This is a genomic window from Bradyrhizobium sp. cf659 (assembly GCF_900113725.1).
GTDB lineage: Bacteria > Pseudomonadota > Alphaproteobacteria > Rhizobiales > Xanthobacteraceae > Bradyrhizobium.
In genome coordinates this window covers 101,069-118,624 of sequence record NZ_FOQJ01000011.1, presented here as the reverse complement: position 1 = coordinate 118,624, position 17,556 = coordinate 101,069, and the positions used below count along the sequence as shown (strand labels likewise).

The following is a 17,556-nucleotide window of genomic DNA, read 5'->3' as shown; positions in this document are numbered from 1 at the left end:
CTCAGGCCGGCATTCGTTGGCGCAGCAACAATTCAACCAGCGCAAAATCGAGATCGGAATCGATGTCGATCGAGCGTTCTTCCGGCATCTCGAACAGACGCGTGTCCGGATAGAAGACTGCCGGCCTCTCCAGGAATGACGCGACGCGCCAGACGTAGATCGACGCGTTCATGTCGAAGCAGCGCGGCGCATCCTGCCGGCGCGTGATCGGAGGATCGGCAGATTTGGAGAGACCAACGCTGCCGTCGGTGCGCTGCTCGACCAGGTTGAAATAGGGCGAGCGGCGGGCCGGCGCGCCGGTGATGACGTTGGGTGCGCCGGACTGACGTAGCAGATCCACCGCGCCGGCGATGTCGGAGGCAAGCCTGAGCGGCGAGGTGACGTCGAGATCGACGAAGATCTCCGGCGTCCTGCCCGTTTGCGCGATGGCCTGTTCGAGACAATGGCGGATCGCCGGCAGCTTCGGCGCGGTATCGGTCGCCATCTCGTCCGGACGCTTGACCGCAATGTCGGCGCCGGCCTTCAGCGCCGCCTCGAGCAACGCGTCTGAATCGCTGCTGAAGGCGATTGCATCGAACAGGCCGGTCTCGCGCGCCTGCGCGATGCTCCACGCGAGCACCGGCTTGCCGAGGAGATCGCGCGCATTCTTGCCGACGACCCCTTTCGAGCCGCCCCGCGCGCAGATCGTGCAGAGCAGGCTCATGGCGATATCCAGGTCTTGGTGCGCAGCGCGCGCTCGCTGGCGTCGATCAGGTGCACGACGCCGAGTGCCTCGGGCAGGGAGCAGACCGGGCGTGCGCCCCGCATCGCCGCGACATGCATGTCGCGATAGCTCTGGTCGCGCTCGCTGGCAAAGTCCGTCGCCTTGCCGTTGACGACGAGGCGGCTGCCGACGAGGTCGGCCTCGATGGTGTCGTCGTCGACATTGACGCGAATGCGGCGGATGCCCTGGCGGTCGAGATAGTCCATGTGCACGTGGACCGATGGCGCCCGCTGCATATCGAGCAGCAGGTCGAGGTGATCATCGACGTCGATGTCGCGTGCGCCGGACGCGCCGCCGAGGGCGGCGACACGATGCCACGGCCCGAACAGCCACAGGAGATAATCCAGCTCGTGGCTGAGATCCCTCAGGACGCCGCCGCCGGCGTCAACCGTTGCGGATGCGGTCGTGCGATGGTCGCGGCCGGGCCGCCAGTCCCTGATGTCCTGGCCGACATAGGCGGCGACCGTGATCACCTCGCGCCCGCGCAATCTTTCGACGAGAGCCGTCATGACCGGATGGAAGCGAAGATTATATCCGACGCTGACATGGGCGAACGGATATTTCGGCGGAGCCGCCGCTGTTGCGAACAGCGGCTTCTCGACCAGAACCGCGCCGCGGAAGCCGGCCTGCCCGAGCTCTTGCAGGTCGTCGGCATGGCGTGCGGTCTCGGTGGCAATCACTGCGTAATCCGGATGCGCGCCGGCGACAGCCTGCGCGATCGACCCATAGTCGCCGCCATCACGGCGGCTCACGGTCGCGACCCGAAGGCCAAGCTCACGCAGGATCCGCGCATGCCTCGTGCCGATCGAGCCGAGGCCGATCACGACGGCGGTTGTCGAGGTCACGGGAAGACCTCGTGAAACTCCGCATGCGCCTGCTCGAAATCCTCCAGGCGGCCGATGTCGAGCCAGTATTCGCGGATCGGATAGACCGCGACGCGTCCCTTGCCGGCGATCACGCGCTCCAGCACGGTCGGCATGTCGATGCTGACGCCGGGCGCGACATGGTTGAAGACGGAGCTTCCAATCACATAGATGCCGGCGCTGACGAACCAGCTTTCGGTCGGCTTCTCGCGAATGGCCTGGAGAAAGCCGTCCGAGGTCGAAACCACACCATACGGGACGTGCACCTTGTGCTCACGAACGGCCATCGTCGCGTCCGCCGGCGTTCCGTTGTGGAAGTCGAGCAGCGCCCCATAGTTGATCGTGGTGAGGATGTCGCCGTTGGTGACGATCATCGGCAGATCCGGCGGCGTCGCAAAGAGCCCGAGCGCGCCGGCGGTGCCCAGGCGCTCGGTCTCGTGCACGTACTGGATATTGGCGCCGAAGGCGGCGCCGTCGGCGAAGTAGTCCTTGATCGTCTCGGCCTTGTAGTTGACCGAGATGTAGATGTTGCGAAAACCCTGCTGCACCACGTTGCGGACGATCGTCTCGAGCAGCGGCCGGCCGCCGACGTTGAGCATGGGCTTCGGGACGTCGCGCGTCAGCGCGCCCAGGCGCTCGCCGAGGCCGCCCGCCATGATCAACACCGGATTTGCGTTATGGCGCGGCTCGAGCAGCTCATCGAGCGTCTCGACCACGACCAGATGGCCGCCTTCGTCGACGAGCGGGAGCTGCTTGATCGACTTTTGCCGCATCAGATGCAGGCGGTCGTCGCGCGGCAGCGTCGCAGGTGCCGACACCGGCGCGCGGTTCATGATGTCGGTCGCAAGCCCCGTCAGCGGAATGCCGCGCAGCAGCCCGCGCCTGACATCGCCGTCGGTGACCACGCCGAGCAGGCGGTTCTGGTCGTCGAGCACCAGCGCAATCTGGATGCTGCCGCTCTCGATCGCGGCGATGGCCTCGCCCACGGTCGCCTGCGTTCCGACGACGGCTTTACGCCAGGATTTCATGGCAATCTGCCTCGTATACGCCAGATATCGGGGGGCGGCCCACGGCTGAGCCTGCTATATCGCGGCTGCGAGAGGCGCCGTCAACCCCGGCGTTTCGTGGGCCGAATCAGTGGTTTGAAGACCCGCCGCCGGCCGCTGCGATCGACGCACGCAGGCGGCGGCGAGCAGGCGCGGGGGCCTGCCAAGCCGCGTCGCTAAACTGGATCGTCCGGCTCGAGCGCCCGCGGCGCCGCCGTTCCGATCAAGGACCAATAGTCGATCGGCGGCCGGCCTGCGCCCGGCCGCTTGGCGGTGATGTCGGCCGGGCCGATGATCTCGCCGGCCCGCAGTGCGCGTGTCGCCACGATGCTCTTGCGCGCCACCGGCACATTCCTGATCTCTGACTCTTTCGGCGTCTTCACGCCGTCGCCGAGCGCGGCTTCGACGTTGCGAATGGCGCGCACCATCCGCCCGAAATCGTCCGGCTCGAGTGAGGCTGCGTGGTCAGGACCGGGCGCATTGCGATCCAGCGTCAGGTGCTTCTCGATGATGGTGGCACCGAGCGCAACCGCGGCCACCGAAATCTCGAAACCGTCGGTGTGATCGGAATAGCCGACCGGAAGCTGGAACGCGGATCGCATCGTCGCCATCGCGGCAAGGTTCACATCCGCGATGGGGCAGGGATATTCGGTCGTGCAATGCAGCAGGCTCACGTGCCGCGCGAGCGCGGTGCGCGCCGCAGGATCGCGCCATGCCGCGCGGAACGAGGCGACGCCGGCAGGATCGCTGCGCTGCGCGTAGCCATGTGCCAATACGCCCAGCGCTTCCTCGATCTCACCGAGTGTCGCCATGCCCGTCGACAGGATCAGTGTCGCGCCGGCCCTCGCCGCCGCATGCAGCAGCGGTGCATTGGTGAGATCGCCCGATCCGATCTTGATGCGCGGCAGCTTCAGCGACAGCAGGAAGCCGAGCGAAGCATCATCGAACGGCGTCGACAGGAATTCGATGCCGCGTTCGGCGGCGCGCGCGATCAGCGTGTGATGTGCGGCCTGCGGCAGTTCGAGCCGCTCCAGCATGGCGAGCTGGCTCTCGGCGGCGTCCGTCGTGCGCTGCTGATAGTCGGCCTTCTTCGCCGCGCCGCTCGTCAGCGCCTTCGCGTTGAAGGTCTGGAACTTGACGATGTCGGCGCCGGCGTCGGCTGCCGCATCGACCAGGGCCAGTGCCTTCTCCGGGCTGCCGTCGTGATTGACGCCGGCTTCCGCGATGATCAGCGTGTGCGTCGTCATGGCCGCGCTCCGCTTGCGGGAAGTTCGTAAAAGCCCTTTTTCAGCAGCTGTCCGAAATCGGGGATGCCGGCAATGATGTCGGCAAAGCGCCGGCTGGAGTCGCCGTCGCCGTAGGGGTTGACGGTGGCCTGACGGCCGCGCCCGAGCGCTTGCGAGATGGCGGCGCCGATCGCGCCGCGTTCGGATGCCGCGTGAAACACCGAAGCTGCGCGCTCGCGCCCCTTCTGACGGTCGCCGACGTCGACCGTGGGAACGCCGAATGACGGCGCTTCGAGGATGCCGCTCGACGAATTGCCGATCACCACGTCCACCTGGCTCATCAGGCTGAGATAACGGAGCTGTCCGAGCGAGGCGACCGCGATGGTGTTCGGCCGGCCCGCCGCGAAGGCCTTGGTCCGGTCGTTCAGCGCGCGTCCCTCGGCATCGGCATTGGCGAGCGTGAAGATGAGACGGAAGGCGGGATCGAGCGTCGACAGCGCCGCGAACAGCTCGTCCAGCTCGGCCATCGAGCGTCCGGCCTCGACCGTGACCGGATGGAACGTCACGAGCGCATTGTGCTCGCCGAGCGGCATGCCAACCGCACGGCCGATGCCGTCGCGGTCCATCAGGTCGAGATGCTTGATGGCGTCGATGCCGACCGAGCCGATGGTGTGAATGCGGGACGGATCCTCGCCGAGCTGCATGAGCCGCTGCGTCGAGCCCCGGTTGCTGGTGAAATGCAGGTGCGACATCTTGCTGATGGCGTGACGAATGGACTCGTCGACCGCGCCTTCGGTGACGTCGCCGCCGAACAGATGCGCCATCGGCAGCCGCATGAACATCGCGGCCTGCGCCGCCGCGAACATCTCGAAGCGGTCGCCGAGCACGACGACGAGATCCGGCTGCAGCCGCGTGAAGGCATCGGCAAAGCCGATCACGCCGAGCCCGACCGATTTCGCGACGCCGGCACCGGTGTCGCTGGCGAGCAGCGTCTCGACGCGCTCGTCGGCTTCGAATCCCTCGTCGCGGATGGCGTTGAAGGTGTAGCCGAACTCCGGCGCGAGATGCATGCCGGTGGCGATGAGCTGGAGCGTCAGGCCTGATGTCTCGCGGATCGCGCGCATCGGCCAGACCAGCAGTCCGAAATCGGCCCGGCTGCCGGTCACGAAGCAGATCTTTCGCGCGATGCTATTCATCGCGGGCCCGGATGCTGGCGCTCGAGGGCAGGTTGATCAGCCGCCGCTCGATCGATTCGGCCGTGGCGAGATCGCCGCGCGGGCTTTGCGCGAACATCGGCAGGCGGTGCATCAGGGTCCAGGCGGGACGCGCGCCGAAGCCGGCCTCGTTCAGCGCCGTGAGCACATCGTCGCGCCGCTGCGCATACGCCTCGTCGAGCAGGATGGCGTTCAGCCAATAATTGCTCGTGGTGCCCTCGGGCTCGCGCGAGAAGCGCACGCCGGACACGTTCGCAAAGACGCGCTCGTAGGCTGCGGCCAGCCGGCGCTTGCTCGCCAAAAATCCGTCGAGCTGCTCGAGCTGCGCGCAGCCGAGTGCGGCGTTCAGGTTGGGCAGGCGGTAGTTGAAGCCGATCTCGTCGTGCACGAAGGCCCATTTGTGCGGCAGCTTCGCGGTGGTGGTGAGATGCTTGGCGCGGCGCCCCAATTCCTCGTCATTGGTGAGGATGGCGCCACCGCCGCCGGTGGTGACGATCTTGTTGCCGTTGAAGCTCAGCGCCGCGAGCCGGGCCTGCGATCCGACGGCGTGGCCCTTGTAGGTCGAGCCCAGCGATTCCGCGGCATCTTCCACCAGCGCAATGCCCCACTCTTGCGCGATCGCGGCGATCTCGTCGAGCTCGACGGGATGTCCGAACGTGTGCATCGGCGAGATCGCGGCGATGCGGCGTCCGGTCTCGCGATTGATCGCGCCCCTGGGGGTCCGCTCGGCGATCGCCGCGAGCCGGGTGGCGAGGGCGCGCGGGTCCATGCCGAGCGTGACGAGCGAGCTGTCGATGAAATGCGGGCTCGCGCCGCAATAGGCGATCGCGTTCGTGGTCGCGATGAAGGTCAGCGCGGGCGACATGACTTCCTCGCCGGGCTCGACGCCGGCCAGCCTGAAGCAGGCGTGCAGCGCCGCGGTGCCGTTGACGACGGCGACGGCGCGCCTGGCGCCCGTCACTTCCTCCAGCATGCGCTCGAAACGGTCGACGAACGGGCCGACCGAGGAGACGAAGGTGCTCTTGATGCACTCTTCGAGATAGGCGACCTCGTTGCCCGCGAACACAGGCTCGTGCAGGCCGAGGACGCCGTTGGGCGTACCCGCGGCGCGCCGGACGGCGTCGACCACGGCCTTGGGATCGAACGCGCGCGCGTCGGATCCGGTTACAGCAGTGCCCACCGTTGCCTCAGACATTGTAGACATCCGCCTTGTAACGGCTGAGATTGGCAGGATTGGTGAACCAGCTGACAGTCTTCTCGATGCCGCGGCGCATGCCGTCGAGCCCGCCGAATTCCGGCGCCCAGCCGAGCTGCTGGCGCGCCTTGGAATTGTCGGCCCAGAGCCGCTCGACCTCGCTGTTGGCCGGGCGCAAGCGCGCCTCGTCGGTTTCGATCTCGATGTCGACGCCCATCACGTCGGCGATCATCTCGACGGTTGCGCCGACCGATATCTCGAAGCCGCTGCCGAGATTGATGGTCTGGCCGACGCTCTGTTCGGCCGGCGCGGTGAGGCCCGCGATCAGGCCGCGCGCGGTGTCGGTGACGAAGGAAAAATCGCGCGTCGGGCTGACGGCGCCGAGACGGATCTTGCGCTTGCCGGTCGCGATCTGGCTGATGATGGTCGGGATGACCGCGCGCGCCGACTGACGCGGTCCGTAGGTGTTGAACGGCCTGATGACGACGACCGGCATGTCGAACGAGGCCTGGAACGACAGCGCCATCTGGTCGGAGGCGATCTTCGAGGCCGAGTAGGGCGACTGGCCGACCAGCGGATGATTTTCCTTGATCGGCACGATTTGCGCGGTGCCGTAGACCTCGCTGGTCGAAGTCTGCACGAAGCGCCGCACGCCGGCCAGGCGCGCGGCCTGGAGCACGTTCACCGTGCCGCGCACATTGGTCTCGACGTAGGAATCGGGCGCAACATAGGAGAAGGGAATTGCGATCAGCGCCGCCAGGTGCAGCACGTCGGTGCAACCGCCGGCGGCCGCGATCATGAAATGCGGATCGCGGATGTCGCCGGCCATCACCTCCACGGACTTCATGATGTCGGCTGGAACCGTGTCCAGCCAGCCCCAGGAATTGAAGGAATTGTAGTAGACGATCGCCTTGACGCGGGCCCCGGCCTTCACCAGCTCCTCGACGACATGCGAACCGATGAAGCCGTCGCTGCCGGTAACGAGGACGCGGGCGTCCCTCAGATCTGCCATGCCGGACCCCAGAAGGCGATTAAGCCAGTGTTCGCAACAAGATGGCGCTATAGCACACTGGCGGTTGCGCGCAACAGAGCAGCGCCCGGCACCCGCCAAATGCCCGGGGATGCAGCAGTTTTCGTGACGCGCGCCTAGGCCTTGCCGGCCGCGTTGAGGCGCTGCTTCACGAACGCCTCCAGATTCCCGCCTTCAAACAAGTGGCCGGCAAGGCCCGCGGCCTGCGCCGCCGCCATGTCGCTGTCCTTGTCTCCGATCACCATGCTGCGCGTCAGGTCGACCGGAAAGCGCTGTGCGAGATCGGTGATCATGCCCGGCGCCGGCTTGCGCCGGTCGCTGATGCGGCAATAGCGGGCGACGGTTCCGTCGGGATGATCGGGGCAATATTCGAATGCATCGATATGCGCACCGATCAACGCCATCTGGTCCGCCATCCAGCGGTGCAGGGCGACGACGTGATGCTCCTCGTAGTAGCCGCGCGCGACGCCGGATTGATTGGTGATGACGAAGGCGAAATAGCCGGCGTCGTTGACCGCCTTCACCGCCTCGCGCGCGCCATCGATCCATTCGAGCTTGTGCGTCTCGAAGGTGTAGCCTGAATCATGGTTGAGCACGCCGTCGCGGTCGAAGAACACGGCGGGACGCCGCAGCTTCTCGCGCAGCTCGCGGTCGGCCCGCGCGAAATCATCGGGGATGCCGATGTCGATGAAATAGCCGCGATAGGCCGTCCCGCGCAGCTCGCCGGACTTGACGAGGCCGGGGAACACGTCCTGTTCGAGCGAGGCGGGAAGCCTTGCGATATCGGCGATAATGGACTTGTCGACGACGTAGATGCCGGCATTGACCGGTCCCGTGGCGCCCGCACCCGGGGCGATGAAGTCGCGTACGATGTCGCCGTCGAGCGCGACGCGCCCGTAGCGATCCCCGACGACGCTGTCGCGCAGTGCCATGTGAACGCGCCCGCCTTGCGCGCGCGCGATCAGGTCGAGCAGGTTGAAGTCGAACAGCGAGTCGCCGTTGAGCAGCAGGAAGCGGTCGTGCAGCAGGTCGCGCGCATGCACAAGCGCACCGCCGGTGCCGAGCGGCTCGGTCTCGCGCGACACCACGATTCGCGCCTGTCCCCTGGCGGCTGCAGCGTAGTGCGTCTCGACGATCTCCGCCTTGTGGCCCGCAAGCAGGAGGATTTCATCGAACACGTCATAGCGGACGAGCTCGTCGATCAGCGTGTCGAGAAACGGCCGCCCGCCGATTTCGAGCATCGGCTTCGGCACCAGCCTGGTGCGCTCACCCAGCCGTGTGCCCAGCCCGCCGACGAGGATGACGGCCTGTCTCAACATGGAGCGGGTGTTTTGCGACATCGATCGAGCTGTCGGTGAAAAGCAGGTGTCATTCCAATGTCCATACCGCGTCACTGGTCTTCGCGCCAGTTGGGGGCGTTATGCCGGATTTTCCCAAGGTGCGGCGCAGCTCCATGTACGGTTGATTCCACATGCGGCTAAGCGTAAACATCCGTCGAATTGTGCAGGATTTTTAGCAGGCGGGCGAGAATATCCGGGCGCAATCTTCGCTATCCGCCGGCCGATCGGGCCTGATTGTTGCTTCCCGCCGAGTTTCGCCGCATGCCGGGTGAATTGCAGATTAGCGAGGCCGTCGCAAGGGGCTATCCGCCGGCCGTGCTCTACCTGCGCAACGACGAGACCGTCACGACGGAAGTCTGCGCATTCAACTACTTCTCGATCTTCATGAAGGATAATCCGGACGTGGATGCCCATGTCTGGTTCTTCGACGGGGCGGGCAAGCAGGCTGGATATTTCCACAAGGAGCTCGGCGTCGACGGACAACTGCAATTGCTGACATCGGAGCTGTGTCCGCGCGTCTCGGGAACGGTGGCAATGACGCTGGTGCCGAAACACGAGACCAGGCTTCGTCCCGGACGGAAGGTGACCACCGGCTATTACGCACAATATTTCTCGCCGCACGGCGCGATAACATTGTCGCACGAGCGCGAGCCCGTCGCGGCAGCGCCGTTCCCGACCTCCGCCTGGATGCAGTCCTATCTCACGCGCTTCCTGAAGGAGTCAGGCGTGGTGCTGGTGAACTCCTGCATGGCGCCCGAAGGCGTCTCGGTGGGGACAGCCCGACTCATGGCTCTGGACGGTACCGCCCTGGGCGAGCGTGTGCTCCCGGAAATCGCGCCGATGGGCGCGGCCCGCATCAGCACGCTGGATCTTTTTCCCGAGGCCGAAAGACTGGTGGGTGCGAGCGAGGGGTTCGCCCTGGAGTTCAAGGGCACCAACATCGCCAGCCCGTTCAGCTATTATGAATTTGCCAACGGCAAGTTCAGCCTGCATCATTTCTAGAGGCCGCGACCGTGACACGCTTCTCGTCCAGTCCCTGGAAACCTTACGAGCCCAGGTTCATGTTCCCGACCTTTGCGGGGGTCGAGTCGCGCATGGGTTTCTCGATCCCTGCCTGGTATCGTCCGGTCGACATCAGATATCTCCGCAGCCTCGTCGCCGGCAGCCTGCGGAAGAACTTTCGCGAAACGGTCAAGGATCTCGTTCCCGAGCTCGCCAGCCTGGTCGCCTCGGGCTTGAGCAAGAAGCTCAGATTCAAGCTGCACATCCTGTCGCGTCAGGGCGAGCACCGGGCAACCTACGAGTTCCCGGAAGACTATGCGCCGGGTGCCACCGTCGAGGTCGAGCTGTCGCGCCTGTTCGCGTCACTCAAGCTGCCGCAGGACGACTATGTGGTCGTCGCCGTGATGTCGCGCGGGCGTATGGACGGCTTTCGTTCGTCGCCCGCCAGCTATTCGATGACTTATGTCGATCAGGACAATGTCGCGATCTACCGCACCGGCGCGTTCGCCCGGCCGCTGAACGAGGGCAGGCTCAAGGCGCATGTCGGGTTCACCGGCATCAATCCGAAGATCATCGCGACCAGCGACATCGTCAGCAGCCTGATGCTGATCAATCATTCCTCCGATCCTGAATACGCGCATGCGGCGCGGCCGACGTCGAAGCTGATCCGCCAGGACGGCGAGCAGATCGAGGGCGAGTTCGGCGAGATTGCGCCGCTCGGTGCGCGGGAGATGTCGGTCGTGGACATATTCGGCAGCCGCGTGTTCGACTTTCTCGCGCCGTTCGGCGGGCGCGGCACGACGGTCACGACCTGCACCGGCATGACGCTCGCGAGCCTGCATTTGCAGCGTACAAACGATAACCGGCGGACGCTGCTGGGCATTGAGCATTCGCGCCCTGCACACATGAACCTCGCTGGCATCCTCCAGCATTAGGACGGGCCTCGCGCCGTTCGAGAGGCGATGGCCTGATCGCCGGGAATGGATTGTCTTCGTCATCCCGGTCGGCATTTCGCTTGCGGTCCCGAACTCGTTGCACCCGAACGCGAACTTAGGGTCGTTCCTGACCATGTATGGCGATTGCCTCGGCAAAAGTCGCGCCGTCGGATAGCGGCAGGAAAAGACTGCTCGCCGTCACGCCGGTCCGCGTCGCTGCGCATCCAAGACGCGGTGGAACGGAAGGACGATCAGAAATTGACCCGCTCGCGCTCGACCACGATCGGCCGTCGCCGGACCTGATTGAAGATCGCCACGATATATTCGCCGAGCACGCCAAGGAAGAAGAGCTGGACGCCACCGAAGAAGAAGAGGCCTATGATGATGGTGGGAATGCCGTGCGGGCCGATGTCGAAGCCGGCAATCTTGAGTAGGAATACGATGAAGGCGTAAGCGAAACTCAGCGACGAGATGATCAGCCCGCAGAAAAACGCCGTGCGCAGCGGCACGGTGGAGAAGCTGATGGCGCCCAGCAGACCCTGGTCGATCAGGCTCGACAGCCGGTTGCGCGAGATTCCGTGTTTCCGCGCCAGCCAGGTGTAGGGCACGCCGATGGAGCGGAAGCCGCATTCGAACGGCATCATCCGCATGAAGGGCTGGACGTCCTCGAACTGCTTCATGGCGTCGAGCACCTTGCGGTCGACGAGCTGGTAGTCGCCGACGTCGGCAGGGTAGTCGACATAGGACATGCGGCTGATCATCTTGTAGTACAGATGTCGGGCCGTACGGCTCAGGAACGGCTCCTCGCGCCGGGCTCTGATGCCGAACACGATCTCATAGCCGTCTTCCCAATGCTTGACGAAGGTTGGGATCAGCGACGGCGGATCCTGCAGATCGGCGGGCATGAACAGCACGGTGGCGTCGCCGGTCGAGGCCAGCACGCCGTTATAGGTGTTCCTCAACACGCCGAAGTTCCGGGCGTTCACGATGACCTTGACGGAGGGGTCTTCGGCCGCGATCTCCTTGAGGATCTCCACGGTCCGGTCGCTCGAGGCATTGTCGCAGAAGATGTGCTCACGCTCGTAGCCCGGAAGCTCGCGGTCGAAGATCTCCTTGATCGCCGCGTAGCACTCGCGGATTCCCGCCTCCTCGTTGTAGCAGGGCGTCACAAGGCTGATCTTCTTCCGCATCCATCCTCCAGGACGTCCTTACCGTGGGGCGGAATCGGACGGATGGCAGCGCCCGGTGGTGGGGTTGCCATCTTTCAATCGTTTCTTTAGCAGGTAAGCGGACAAGTTCAACCGCTCCCGAAGGGTGGCGGGCGCCCGATCTTGTTGACAAGGCTGGGCTAATCGTTCTGATGTGACCTTTTCGGCTGGACGGGTATGAGCATGAAGGCCGTGATTCTGGCGGGTGGGTTCGGGACTCGCATCACCGAAGAGAGCCACGTCAAGCCGAAACCCATGATCGAGATCGGCGGCAAGCCGATCCTGTGGCACATCATGAAGATCTTTTCGTCCCATGGCATCGACGAGTTCATCATCTGCTGCGGCTACAAGTCCTATGTCATCAAGGAATATTTCGCGAACTACTTCCTTCATATGGCGGACGTGACGTTCGACCTCGCCAATAATTCGATGGAAGTGCACAACAAGTTCGCCGAGCACTGGAAGGTGACGCTAGTCGACACTGGCCTGAACACCATGACCGGCGGCCGTCTCAAGCGCATCAGGGACTATGTTGGCAACGAGACGTTCTGCATGACCTATGGCGACGGGCTCGCGGACGTCGACATTGGCGCGTTGCGCGAGTTTCATCGCGCTCACGGGCGCCATGCGACGGTGACCGCGATTCAGCCGCCGGCACGCTTCGGCGCACTCGATATCGACCACGACGTCGTCCAGCATTTCGAGGAGAAGCCGCGGGGCGACGGCCGCTGGATCAACGGCGGCTTCTTCGTGCTGGAGCCTGCGATCTTCGACTATCTCGGCAACGACACCACGATTTGGGAGCAGGAGCCTCTGAAGCGTCTGTCGCAGGACGGACAGCTCGCGGCCTACCGCCACACCGGCTTCTGGGAGGCGATGGACACGCTGCGTGACAAGCTTCATCTGGAGCAGCTCTGGGACAGCGGGCGGGCGCCCTGGAAACGCTGGCAATGAACGCTGGCTTCTGGACGGGCAAGCGCGTTCTCGTCACTGGCCATACCGGCTTCAAGGGCGGCTGGCTGGTGGCGTGGCTGCGCCACCTCGGCGCCGAGGTCGCGGGGCTCGCGTTGCCGCCATCGACGACGCCCAACCTGTTCGATCTGGCGCAGACCGCGCAGGACACACTGTCGGTCTTCGCCGACATCCGCGATCCCGCCGCGGTCAAGGCAGCGTTCGACCGGTTTCAGCCCGAGATCGTGTTTCACATGGCGGCGCAGGCGATCGTGCGCGCGTCCTACGAGGACCCGGTCGGCACCTACGCGACCAACGTCATGGGCACGGTGCATGTGTTCGAGGCGGCGCGGAATTCGGACGTGCGCGTGGTGGTCAACGTCACCAGCGACAAATGCTACGACAACAGGGAATGGGTCTGGGGCTACCGCGAGGCGGATCCGCTCGGCGGCAAGGATCCCTATTCCAGCAGCAAGGCCTGCGCGGAGCTGGTCACGGCGGCCTACCGTTCGTCGTTTTTCAGCGGAGCCAGCCGGATCGGGTTTGCCAGCGCCCGCGCCGGCAATGTGATTGGTGGCGGCGATTGGGCCCAGGATCGTCTCATTCCCGATGTGATCGCGGCGATCCGCAGCGGCCAGCCGGTGCCGGTCCGGAATCCCGATGCCGTGCGGCCCTGGCAGCACGTGCTCGAGCCGCTGTCCGGCTATATTCTGCTCGCCGAGCAACTGTGGCATGATCCGATCACCTTCTCCAGCGAATGGAATTTCGGTCCTGATGCGGACAGCGTGCGGACGGTGCGCTGGCTGGTCGATCGCCTGGCGGTGCTGTGGGGTGTTCCGCCGCAGCAGATGCCGCAGCCCGGCCAGCATCCGCACGAGGCGCGGCTTCTGTCGCTGGACAGTTCCAAGGCGCGAGCCAATCTGGGCTGGGCGCCGCGCTGGGGCCTCGATCGTGCCGCTTCCGCCGTGGTGGAATGGTACAAGGCGTTCGAGCAGGGCGCCGCGGTCAGGCCGGTGATGGTTGACCAGATCGACGCTTTCATGGACACAAAACGCGACTAGCTCGCTTACTCCGGCCCGGTGGGCCGCAAACCGGATTCAATATGATGGCCACCACGTCGACCAGACCGCTCACCGAGATCAAGGGCTGCGAGGTCTGCGGCAATGACAAGCTCGTGCCGGTGCTCGATCTCGGTCGGCATCCGCTGTGCGACGACCTGGTGGCGGTCGGCGATTCGCGCCAGTGTCGCGAGTATCCGATTCTGATCGATTTTTGTCCGACCTGCGCCACCGGCCACCAGCGCGTCCAGGTTCCGAAGGAGGACCTGTTCCCCAAGGATTATCACTACCGCTCGCGCTTCACCGCTGACGTGCTCTCCGGGATGAAGAGCCTGGTGGCGACCTGCACGGAGCGGATGGGGGCGCTGACAGGCAAGGTGGTTCTCGACATCGGCTGCAACGACGGCAGCCTGCTCGATTTCTTCCGCGAAGCCGGCGCGAAAACAGCCGGCATCGAGCCGACCGGCGCGGCCCAGGACGCCGCGGCGAAGGGCCATTTCGTGGTGCAGAACTATCTCAGCGCCGAGACCGCCGCCGAGATTCTTCGCGGCGTCGGCACGCCCGACATCATCACGTTCACCAACGTGTTCGCACATATCGAGGACCTGAACGGCGTGCTCGCGGCGCTGAAGGCATTGCTCGGGCCGGACACCGTCATCGTGATCGAGAACCACTATCTCGGTGCGGTGCTGGACCGGCATCAGTTCGACACCTTCTATCACGAGCATCCGCGGACCTATTCGTACAAATCGTTCAGCTTCATCGCGAAATCGCTCGGCCTCGACATCGTCAATGTCGAGTTCCCCGCGCGCTATGGCGGCAACATCCGCGTCATCCTCGGACGCGCGGCGAAGAGCGATATCGTGGCGGCTGACGTCATGGCGCGCGAGAACAATTTCCAGACCGAGTTCGCCCAGCTCGCGCGCGACGTCGAGCTCTGGAAGGCGCATAAGGGCGGAGAGCTGAAGAAAATCATCGCCGCGTACGGGCCGATTCGCGCCAAGGCGTTTCCGGGCCGTGCGGCCATTCTGGTCAAGCTGCTCGGCCTGACGGAGAAGGAGATCACCGCCGTTCACGAGAAACCCGGTTCGATCAAGATCGGGCATTACGTGCCGGGCACCCGGATTCCGATCGTGTCCGACGATGAACTGTTCGCGCATGGTGACCAGGGCAAGCCGCTCCTCAATCTCGCCTGGCACATCTCGCGTGAGATCCGCCAGTATCTGTCCGACAACGGTTACAATGGTCCGGTGATCGACGTGCTCGGCGCCGACGATTTCCATGCCTGAGGCGCCCGTCTTCACGATCCTCGGATCGGGTTTCGGGATGTACGGATATCTGCCCGCGCTGATCGAGTGCGGGATCAAGGTGGCGCTGCCGGAGCGCTATCGAGCGGTGGTCGCCGGCCGGGGCGAACTCGTCCAGTATGTGCCGGAGGTGACCTGGTGCGCCGGCACCGAGGAGGCGCTGGCGCGGGCGAGCGGCGCGGTGGTTGCGCTTCGCCCCACCGATCAGGCCGACTGGATGAAGCGGTTGGCAGCAACGCCTGAGATTTCCGATTTCATCCTGGAGAAGCCCGTCGCGCCGACGCCCCAGCTTGCGGCGCAGCTTATCGAGTCGTTCGCGCAAACCGGCAAGCGCTATCGTGTCGGTTACACGTTTCGCTTCATGTCGTGGACGGAGCGGCTCCGCGCGGTGCTCGGCGAGCGGACCGATGGCCTCTCGCTGGACTGGAGCTTCATGGCGCATCACTACCGCGCCGATCTCGCGAACTGGAAACGGTTCGATGCCAGTGGCGGCGGCGCGCTCCGCTTCTACGGCATTCACCTCGTCGCGCTGCTCGCGGAGCTCGGTTACGATGACGTGGCATCATCCGTGATCAGTGGTCCGTCGGAGTCCGAAACCGCGTGCTGGGAAGCGACCCTGACCGGAAAGGACTTGCCGCCGTTTGCGCTGCGCGTTGATAGCCGCGCGCCGCAGACCTGCTTCAAGATCACCGCGGCCCCGCGCGGCGCGATCGTGGATCAGCTCGATCCCTTCGTGTCGGCCAAGCCGGCCTCGGACAACGTTCGCGATCCCAGGGTCGCCAGTGATCCCAGGGTCGCTCGCGATCCCAGGGTCGACGTGCTGGCGCAGTTGTGCCGCTCGCTCAGCGAGCCCGACGCAGGCCACGCGCAGCGTCAGCGCGACATCATCGCGCTGTGGATGCGGATCGAGCAGGCGTCACGGCGGATCCCCGCGTCATTGCCGTGAGGGCGGTGCCAGCGACAGCGCGTGCGCCCGGGCCGTAGCCCAGACGTCCGGCGGCAAGTTGGGATTGAGCGGCGTCTCGTTCGCCCGGTAGAGGCGCTCGATGACGTCCGCCGAGGACCAGTTGATCTGGCGCAGCATCAGGCCAGCCTGCAGCGACCAGGCGATCCAGACGCAGGCGATCAGTGCGGTCGCCTGTGTCCGGCTGCGCAAGAGGCTCGCAAGCTCGTTGACCGCGACCGCGAGCAGGAAGGCGTAGGCGAAGGCGGGCAGGGCAAGATGCCGGTCGCGCGCATAGGAATAGGAGAGGAGCGGAGCCCCGATCGCGACGACGGTGACGACGACGAGGACCATCGAGTGGGGCCGTGGCCGATTCCTGAACACGACGAAGCCCCCCACGATGAGTGCGGTCGAGAGGGTCTCCACGATGGTCTGGTAGTGCGGGCGATCGAAGATGATGCCCCATTGGGTGATGCGGAACGCGAGTGCGCCCAGCTGGGCCACCACATTGTAGGCATAGAGCTTGTAGACGGCATAGCCCGAGAACAACCTCCGGCGTTCCTCGTTCGACAGCATCTGGAAGAAGTAGCCAACGGACTCATCGACCCCGGCGGTTCCCATCGCAGGGCCGAGGACGACGGCGCGCATGGCGAAATAGGCCAGCGTGATGCCGCCGAACACGATCGCCGCCCTGAACGGCGCTGTGCGCAGGAAGTAGATGGAGAACGCGATCAGAACGATCCCGTTCTCCTTCGAGAGCAGCGCGATCGCATACGCCAGCCCGCACAGCGCAAGCTTTGCCGTGACCGTCCTGTCGGAGAGAACGACGAGTAGCGCGGCGGCGAAACAGACGAGCACGAGGACGTGCGGCAATTCGCTGATCCATACCACCGATCCGGAAATGAACGGCGAGCCGATCGCGAACACCGTGATCAGCAACACGCTTTCCACGCGCAAGCCCAACCGCCGCACCACCTGAAGGCTCAATCCCATCAGCAGCAGGAAGACCGCAAACTGCACGTAGCGGTACGGCGTCGGGTTGAGGCCGAACAGCGCATACAGGCACTTCAGCAGGAACTCGGCGACCGGTCGGTAGAACGAGCTTTGGACCATCCAGGCGGGCGACAGCGGCAGGTCGAGGAAGCTGTCGCTGCGCAGCTTGGCGAGCCAGATCAGATCGTCAGTCGCCTCGAACGGTTGCCGCAGCATGGTGGCGAGCAGCAGGCCGAGCCAGACCACGGTTCCGATCGCCATCACGGCCAGGATTGCATTGGCGACGCCTGCTGCCCCAAGCGTTTGCGGGCGGCGCAGTTGCGCTTCGGCCGTCATCGACTCGTCACTCATTTCGTCGGTCGTTCCATGTTGCGCAGTCGGGCCGTGCCCGGCCGGCGTCGGTCGATGAATCCGGTAACGGAGATTGGCCGGCGCCGTGTGAGGCCGGACGGTCACGATATTGGCTCGGCAACCGGGAGTTG

At 65.0% G+C, this 17,556-nt stretch carries 16 protein-coding genes; 6 read left to right on the top strand and 10 right to left on the bottom strand.

The window, feature by feature from the left end; all coding sequences use genetic code 11:
* Position 1: 1 nt before the first annotated feature.
* The 8 genes from BM118_RS32300 to BM118_RS32265 form a co-directional block, all read right to left on the bottom strand.
* Positions 2–703, bottom strand: a complete 702-nt coding sequence (locus BM118_RS32300; RefSeq protein WP_092190889.1) for an acylneuraminate cytidylyltransferase family protein — start codon at positions 701–703, stop codon at positions 2–4.
* Complete coding sequence (locus BM118_RS32295; RefSeq protein WP_092190887.1) at positions 700–1,608, bottom strand: Gfo/Idh/MocA family protein; 909 nt, start codon at positions 1,606–1,608, stop codon at positions 700–702. Before BM118_RS32295 ends, BM118_RS32300 begins: the two co-directional genes overlap by 4 nt.
* Positions 1,605–2,654, bottom strand: coding sequence for a nucleotidyltransferase family protein (locus BM118_RS32290; protein ID WP_092190885.1), 1,050 nt, complete (start codon positions 2,652–2,654; stop codon positions 1,605–1,607). Before BM118_RS32290 ends, BM118_RS32295 begins: the two co-directional genes overlap by 4 nt.
* A gap of 194 nt (positions 2,655–2,848) precedes the next feature.
* Entirely contained in the window at positions 2,849–3,919 is a 1,071-nt protein-coding gene (neuB, locus tag BM118_RS32285; RefSeq protein WP_092190883.1) for an N-acetylneuraminate synthase, read from the bottom strand.
* Positions 3,916–5,094 carry a UDP-N-acetylglucosamine 2-epimerase gene (neuC, locus tag BM118_RS32280; protein WP_092190881.1) on the bottom strand — a complete coding sequence of 393 codons (1,179 nt, stop codon included), beginning with the start codon at positions 5,092–5,094 and terminating at the stop codon, positions 3,916–3,918. Before neuC ends, neuB begins: the two co-directional genes overlap by 4 nt.
* Complete coding sequence (locus tag BM118_RS32275) at positions 5,087–6,307, bottom strand: LegC family aminotransferase (protein WP_092190879.1); 1,221 nt, start codon at positions 6,305–6,307, stop codon at positions 5,087–5,089. Before BM118_RS32275 ends, neuC begins: the two co-directional genes overlap by 8 nt.
* Positions 6,300–7,319: an NAD-dependent 4,6-dehydratase LegB gene (locus BM118_RS32270; RefSeq protein ID WP_092190877.1), complete on the bottom strand. Its 1,020-nt coding sequence runs from the start codon at positions 7,317–7,319 to the stop codon at positions 6,300–6,302. The genes BM118_RS32275 and BM118_RS32270 overlap by 8 nt, the downstream gene beginning before the upstream one ends.
* Before the next feature lie 134 nt (positions 7,320–7,453).
* The gene (locus BM118_RS32265) at positions 7,454–8,656 is read right to left on the bottom strand and encodes an HAD-IIIA family hydrolase (protein WP_177234889.1); all 1,203 of its coding nucleotides are present in this window, start codon (positions 8,654–8,656) and stop codon (positions 7,454–7,456) included.
* A gap of 282 nt (positions 8,657–8,938) precedes the next feature.
* On the opposite strand from BM118_RS32265, the gene BM118_RS32260 reads away from it, so the two are divergent.
* Positions 8,939–9,679, top strand: coding sequence for a hypothetical protein (locus BM118_RS32260; RefSeq protein WP_092191150.1), 741 nt, complete (start codon positions 8,939–8,941; stop codon positions 9,677–9,679).
* Positions 9,680–9,771: 92 nt separating this feature from the next.
* A complete protein-coding gene (locus BM118_RS32255; protein WP_244550287.1) occupies positions 9,772–10,614 on the top strand; it encodes a hypothetical protein in 843 nt (280 codons plus the stop codon).
* A 251-nt stretch (positions 10,615–10,865) separates the two neighbouring features.
* Here BM118_RS32255 and BM118_RS32250 read toward each other — a convergent pair whose 3' ends face one another.
* The gene (locus tag BM118_RS32250; RefSeq protein WP_092190871.1) at positions 10,866–11,804 is read right to left on the bottom strand and encodes a glycosyltransferase family 2 protein; all 939 of its coding nucleotides are present in this window, start codon (positions 11,802–11,804) and stop codon (positions 10,866–10,868) included.
* Between the two features lie 201 nt (positions 11,805–12,005).
* Between BM118_RS32250 and rfbF the strand changes: the two genes are divergently transcribed.
* Genes rfbF through BM118_RS32230 form a run of 4 tightly spaced genes read left to right on the top strand, consistent with a single transcriptional unit; the run spans position 12,006 to position 16,084 of the window.
* The gene (rfbF, locus tag BM118_RS32245) at positions 12,006–12,776 is read left to right on the top strand and encodes a glucose-1-phosphate cytidylyltransferase (protein WP_092191148.1); all 771 of its coding nucleotides are present in this window, start codon (positions 12,006–12,008) and stop codon (positions 12,774–12,776) included.
* Positions 12,773–13,834 carry a CDP-glucose 4,6-dehydratase gene (rfbG, locus tag BM118_RS32240; protein WP_177234887.1) on the top strand — a complete coding sequence of 354 codons (1,062 nt, stop codon included), beginning with the start codon at positions 12,773–12,775 and terminating at the stop codon, positions 13,832–13,834. The genes rfbF and rfbG overlap by 4 nt, the downstream gene beginning before the upstream one ends.
* 41 nt (positions 13,835–13,875) lie before the next feature.
* On the top strand, positions 13,876–15,120 hold the full coding sequence (locus BM118_RS32235) for a class I SAM-dependent methyltransferase (RefSeq protein WP_092190867.1): 1,245 nt from the start codon (positions 13,876–13,878) through the stop codon (positions 15,118–15,120).
* Positions 15,113–16,084, top strand: coding sequence for a Gfo/Idh/MocA family oxidoreductase (locus BM118_RS32230; RefSeq protein ID WP_092190865.1), 972 nt, complete (start codon positions 15,113–15,115; stop codon positions 16,082–16,084). The genes BM118_RS32235 and BM118_RS32230 overlap by 8 nt, the downstream gene beginning before the upstream one ends.
* Here the strand turns inward: BM118_RS32230 and BM118_RS32225 are convergent.
* A complete protein-coding gene (locus tag BM118_RS32225) occupies positions 16,073–17,425 on the bottom strand; it encodes a hypothetical protein (RefSeq protein ID WP_092190863.1) in 1,353 nt (450 codons plus the stop codon). The two genes, BM118_RS32230 and BM118_RS32225, sit on opposite strands and share 12 nt — an antisense overlap.
* Positions 17,426–17,556: the final 131 nt, after the last annotated feature.

Excerpts from the sequence above, each read along its gene's own strand:
- BM118_RS32300 (WP_092190889.1), bottom strand. The coding sequence starts at position 703 with ATGAGCCTGCTCTGCACGATCTGCGCGCGGGGCGGCTCGAAAGGGGTC.
- BM118_RS32290 (WP_092190885.1), bottom strand. The coding sequence starts at position 2,654 with ATGAAATCCTGGCGTAAAGCCGTCGTCGGAACGCAGGCGACCGTGGGC.
- neuB (WP_092190883.1), bottom strand. The coding sequence starts at position 3,919 with ATGACGACGCACACGCTGATCATCGCGGAAGCCGGCGTCAATCACGAC.
- neuC (WP_092190881.1), bottom strand. The coding sequence starts at position 5,094 with ATGAATAGCATCGCGCGAAAGATCTGCTTCGTGACCGGCAGCCGGGCC.
- BM118_RS32275 (WP_092190879.1), bottom strand. The coding sequence starts at position 6,307 with ATGTCTGAGGCAACGGTGGGCACTGCTGTAACCGGATCCGACGCGCGC.
- BM118_RS32270 (WP_092190877.1), bottom strand. The coding sequence starts at position 7,319 with ATGGCAGATCTGAGGGACGCCCGCGTCCTCGTTACCGGCAGCGACGGC.
- BM118_RS32265 (WP_177234889.1), bottom strand. The coding sequence starts at position 8,656 with ATGTTGAGACAGGCCGTCATCCTCGTCGGCGGGCTGGGCACACGGCTG.
- BM118_RS32260 (WP_092191150.1), top strand. The coding sequence starts at position 8,939 with ATGCCGGGTGAATTGCAGATTAGCGAGGCCGTCGCAAGGGGCTATCCG.
- BM118_RS32255 (WP_244550287.1), top strand. The coding sequence starts at position 9,772 with ATGGGTTTCTCGATCCCTGCCTGGTATCGTCCGGTCGACATCAGATAT.
- BM118_RS32250 (WP_092190871.1), bottom strand. The coding sequence starts at position 11,804 with ATGCGGAAGAAGATCAGCCTTGTGACGCCCTGCTACAACGAGGAGGCG.
- rfbF (WP_092191148.1), top strand. The coding sequence starts at position 12,006 with ATGAAGGCCGTGATTCTGGCGGGTGGGTTCGGGACTCGCATCACCGAA.
- rfbG (WP_177234887.1), top strand. The coding sequence starts at position 12,773 with ATGAACGCTGGCTTCTGGACGGGCAAGCGCGTTCTCGTCACTGGCCAT.
- BM118_RS32235 (WP_092190867.1), top strand. The coding sequence starts at position 13,876 with ATGATGGCCACCACGTCGACCAGACCGCTCACCGAGATCAAGGGCTGC.
- BM118_RS32230 (WP_092190865.1), top strand. The coding sequence starts at position 15,113 with ATGCCTGAGGCGCCCGTCTTCACGATCCTCGGATCGGGTTTCGGGATG.
- BM118_RS32225 (WP_092190863.1), bottom strand. The coding sequence starts at position 17,425 with ATGAGTGACGAGTCGATGACGGCCGAAGCGCAACTGCGCCGCCCGCAA.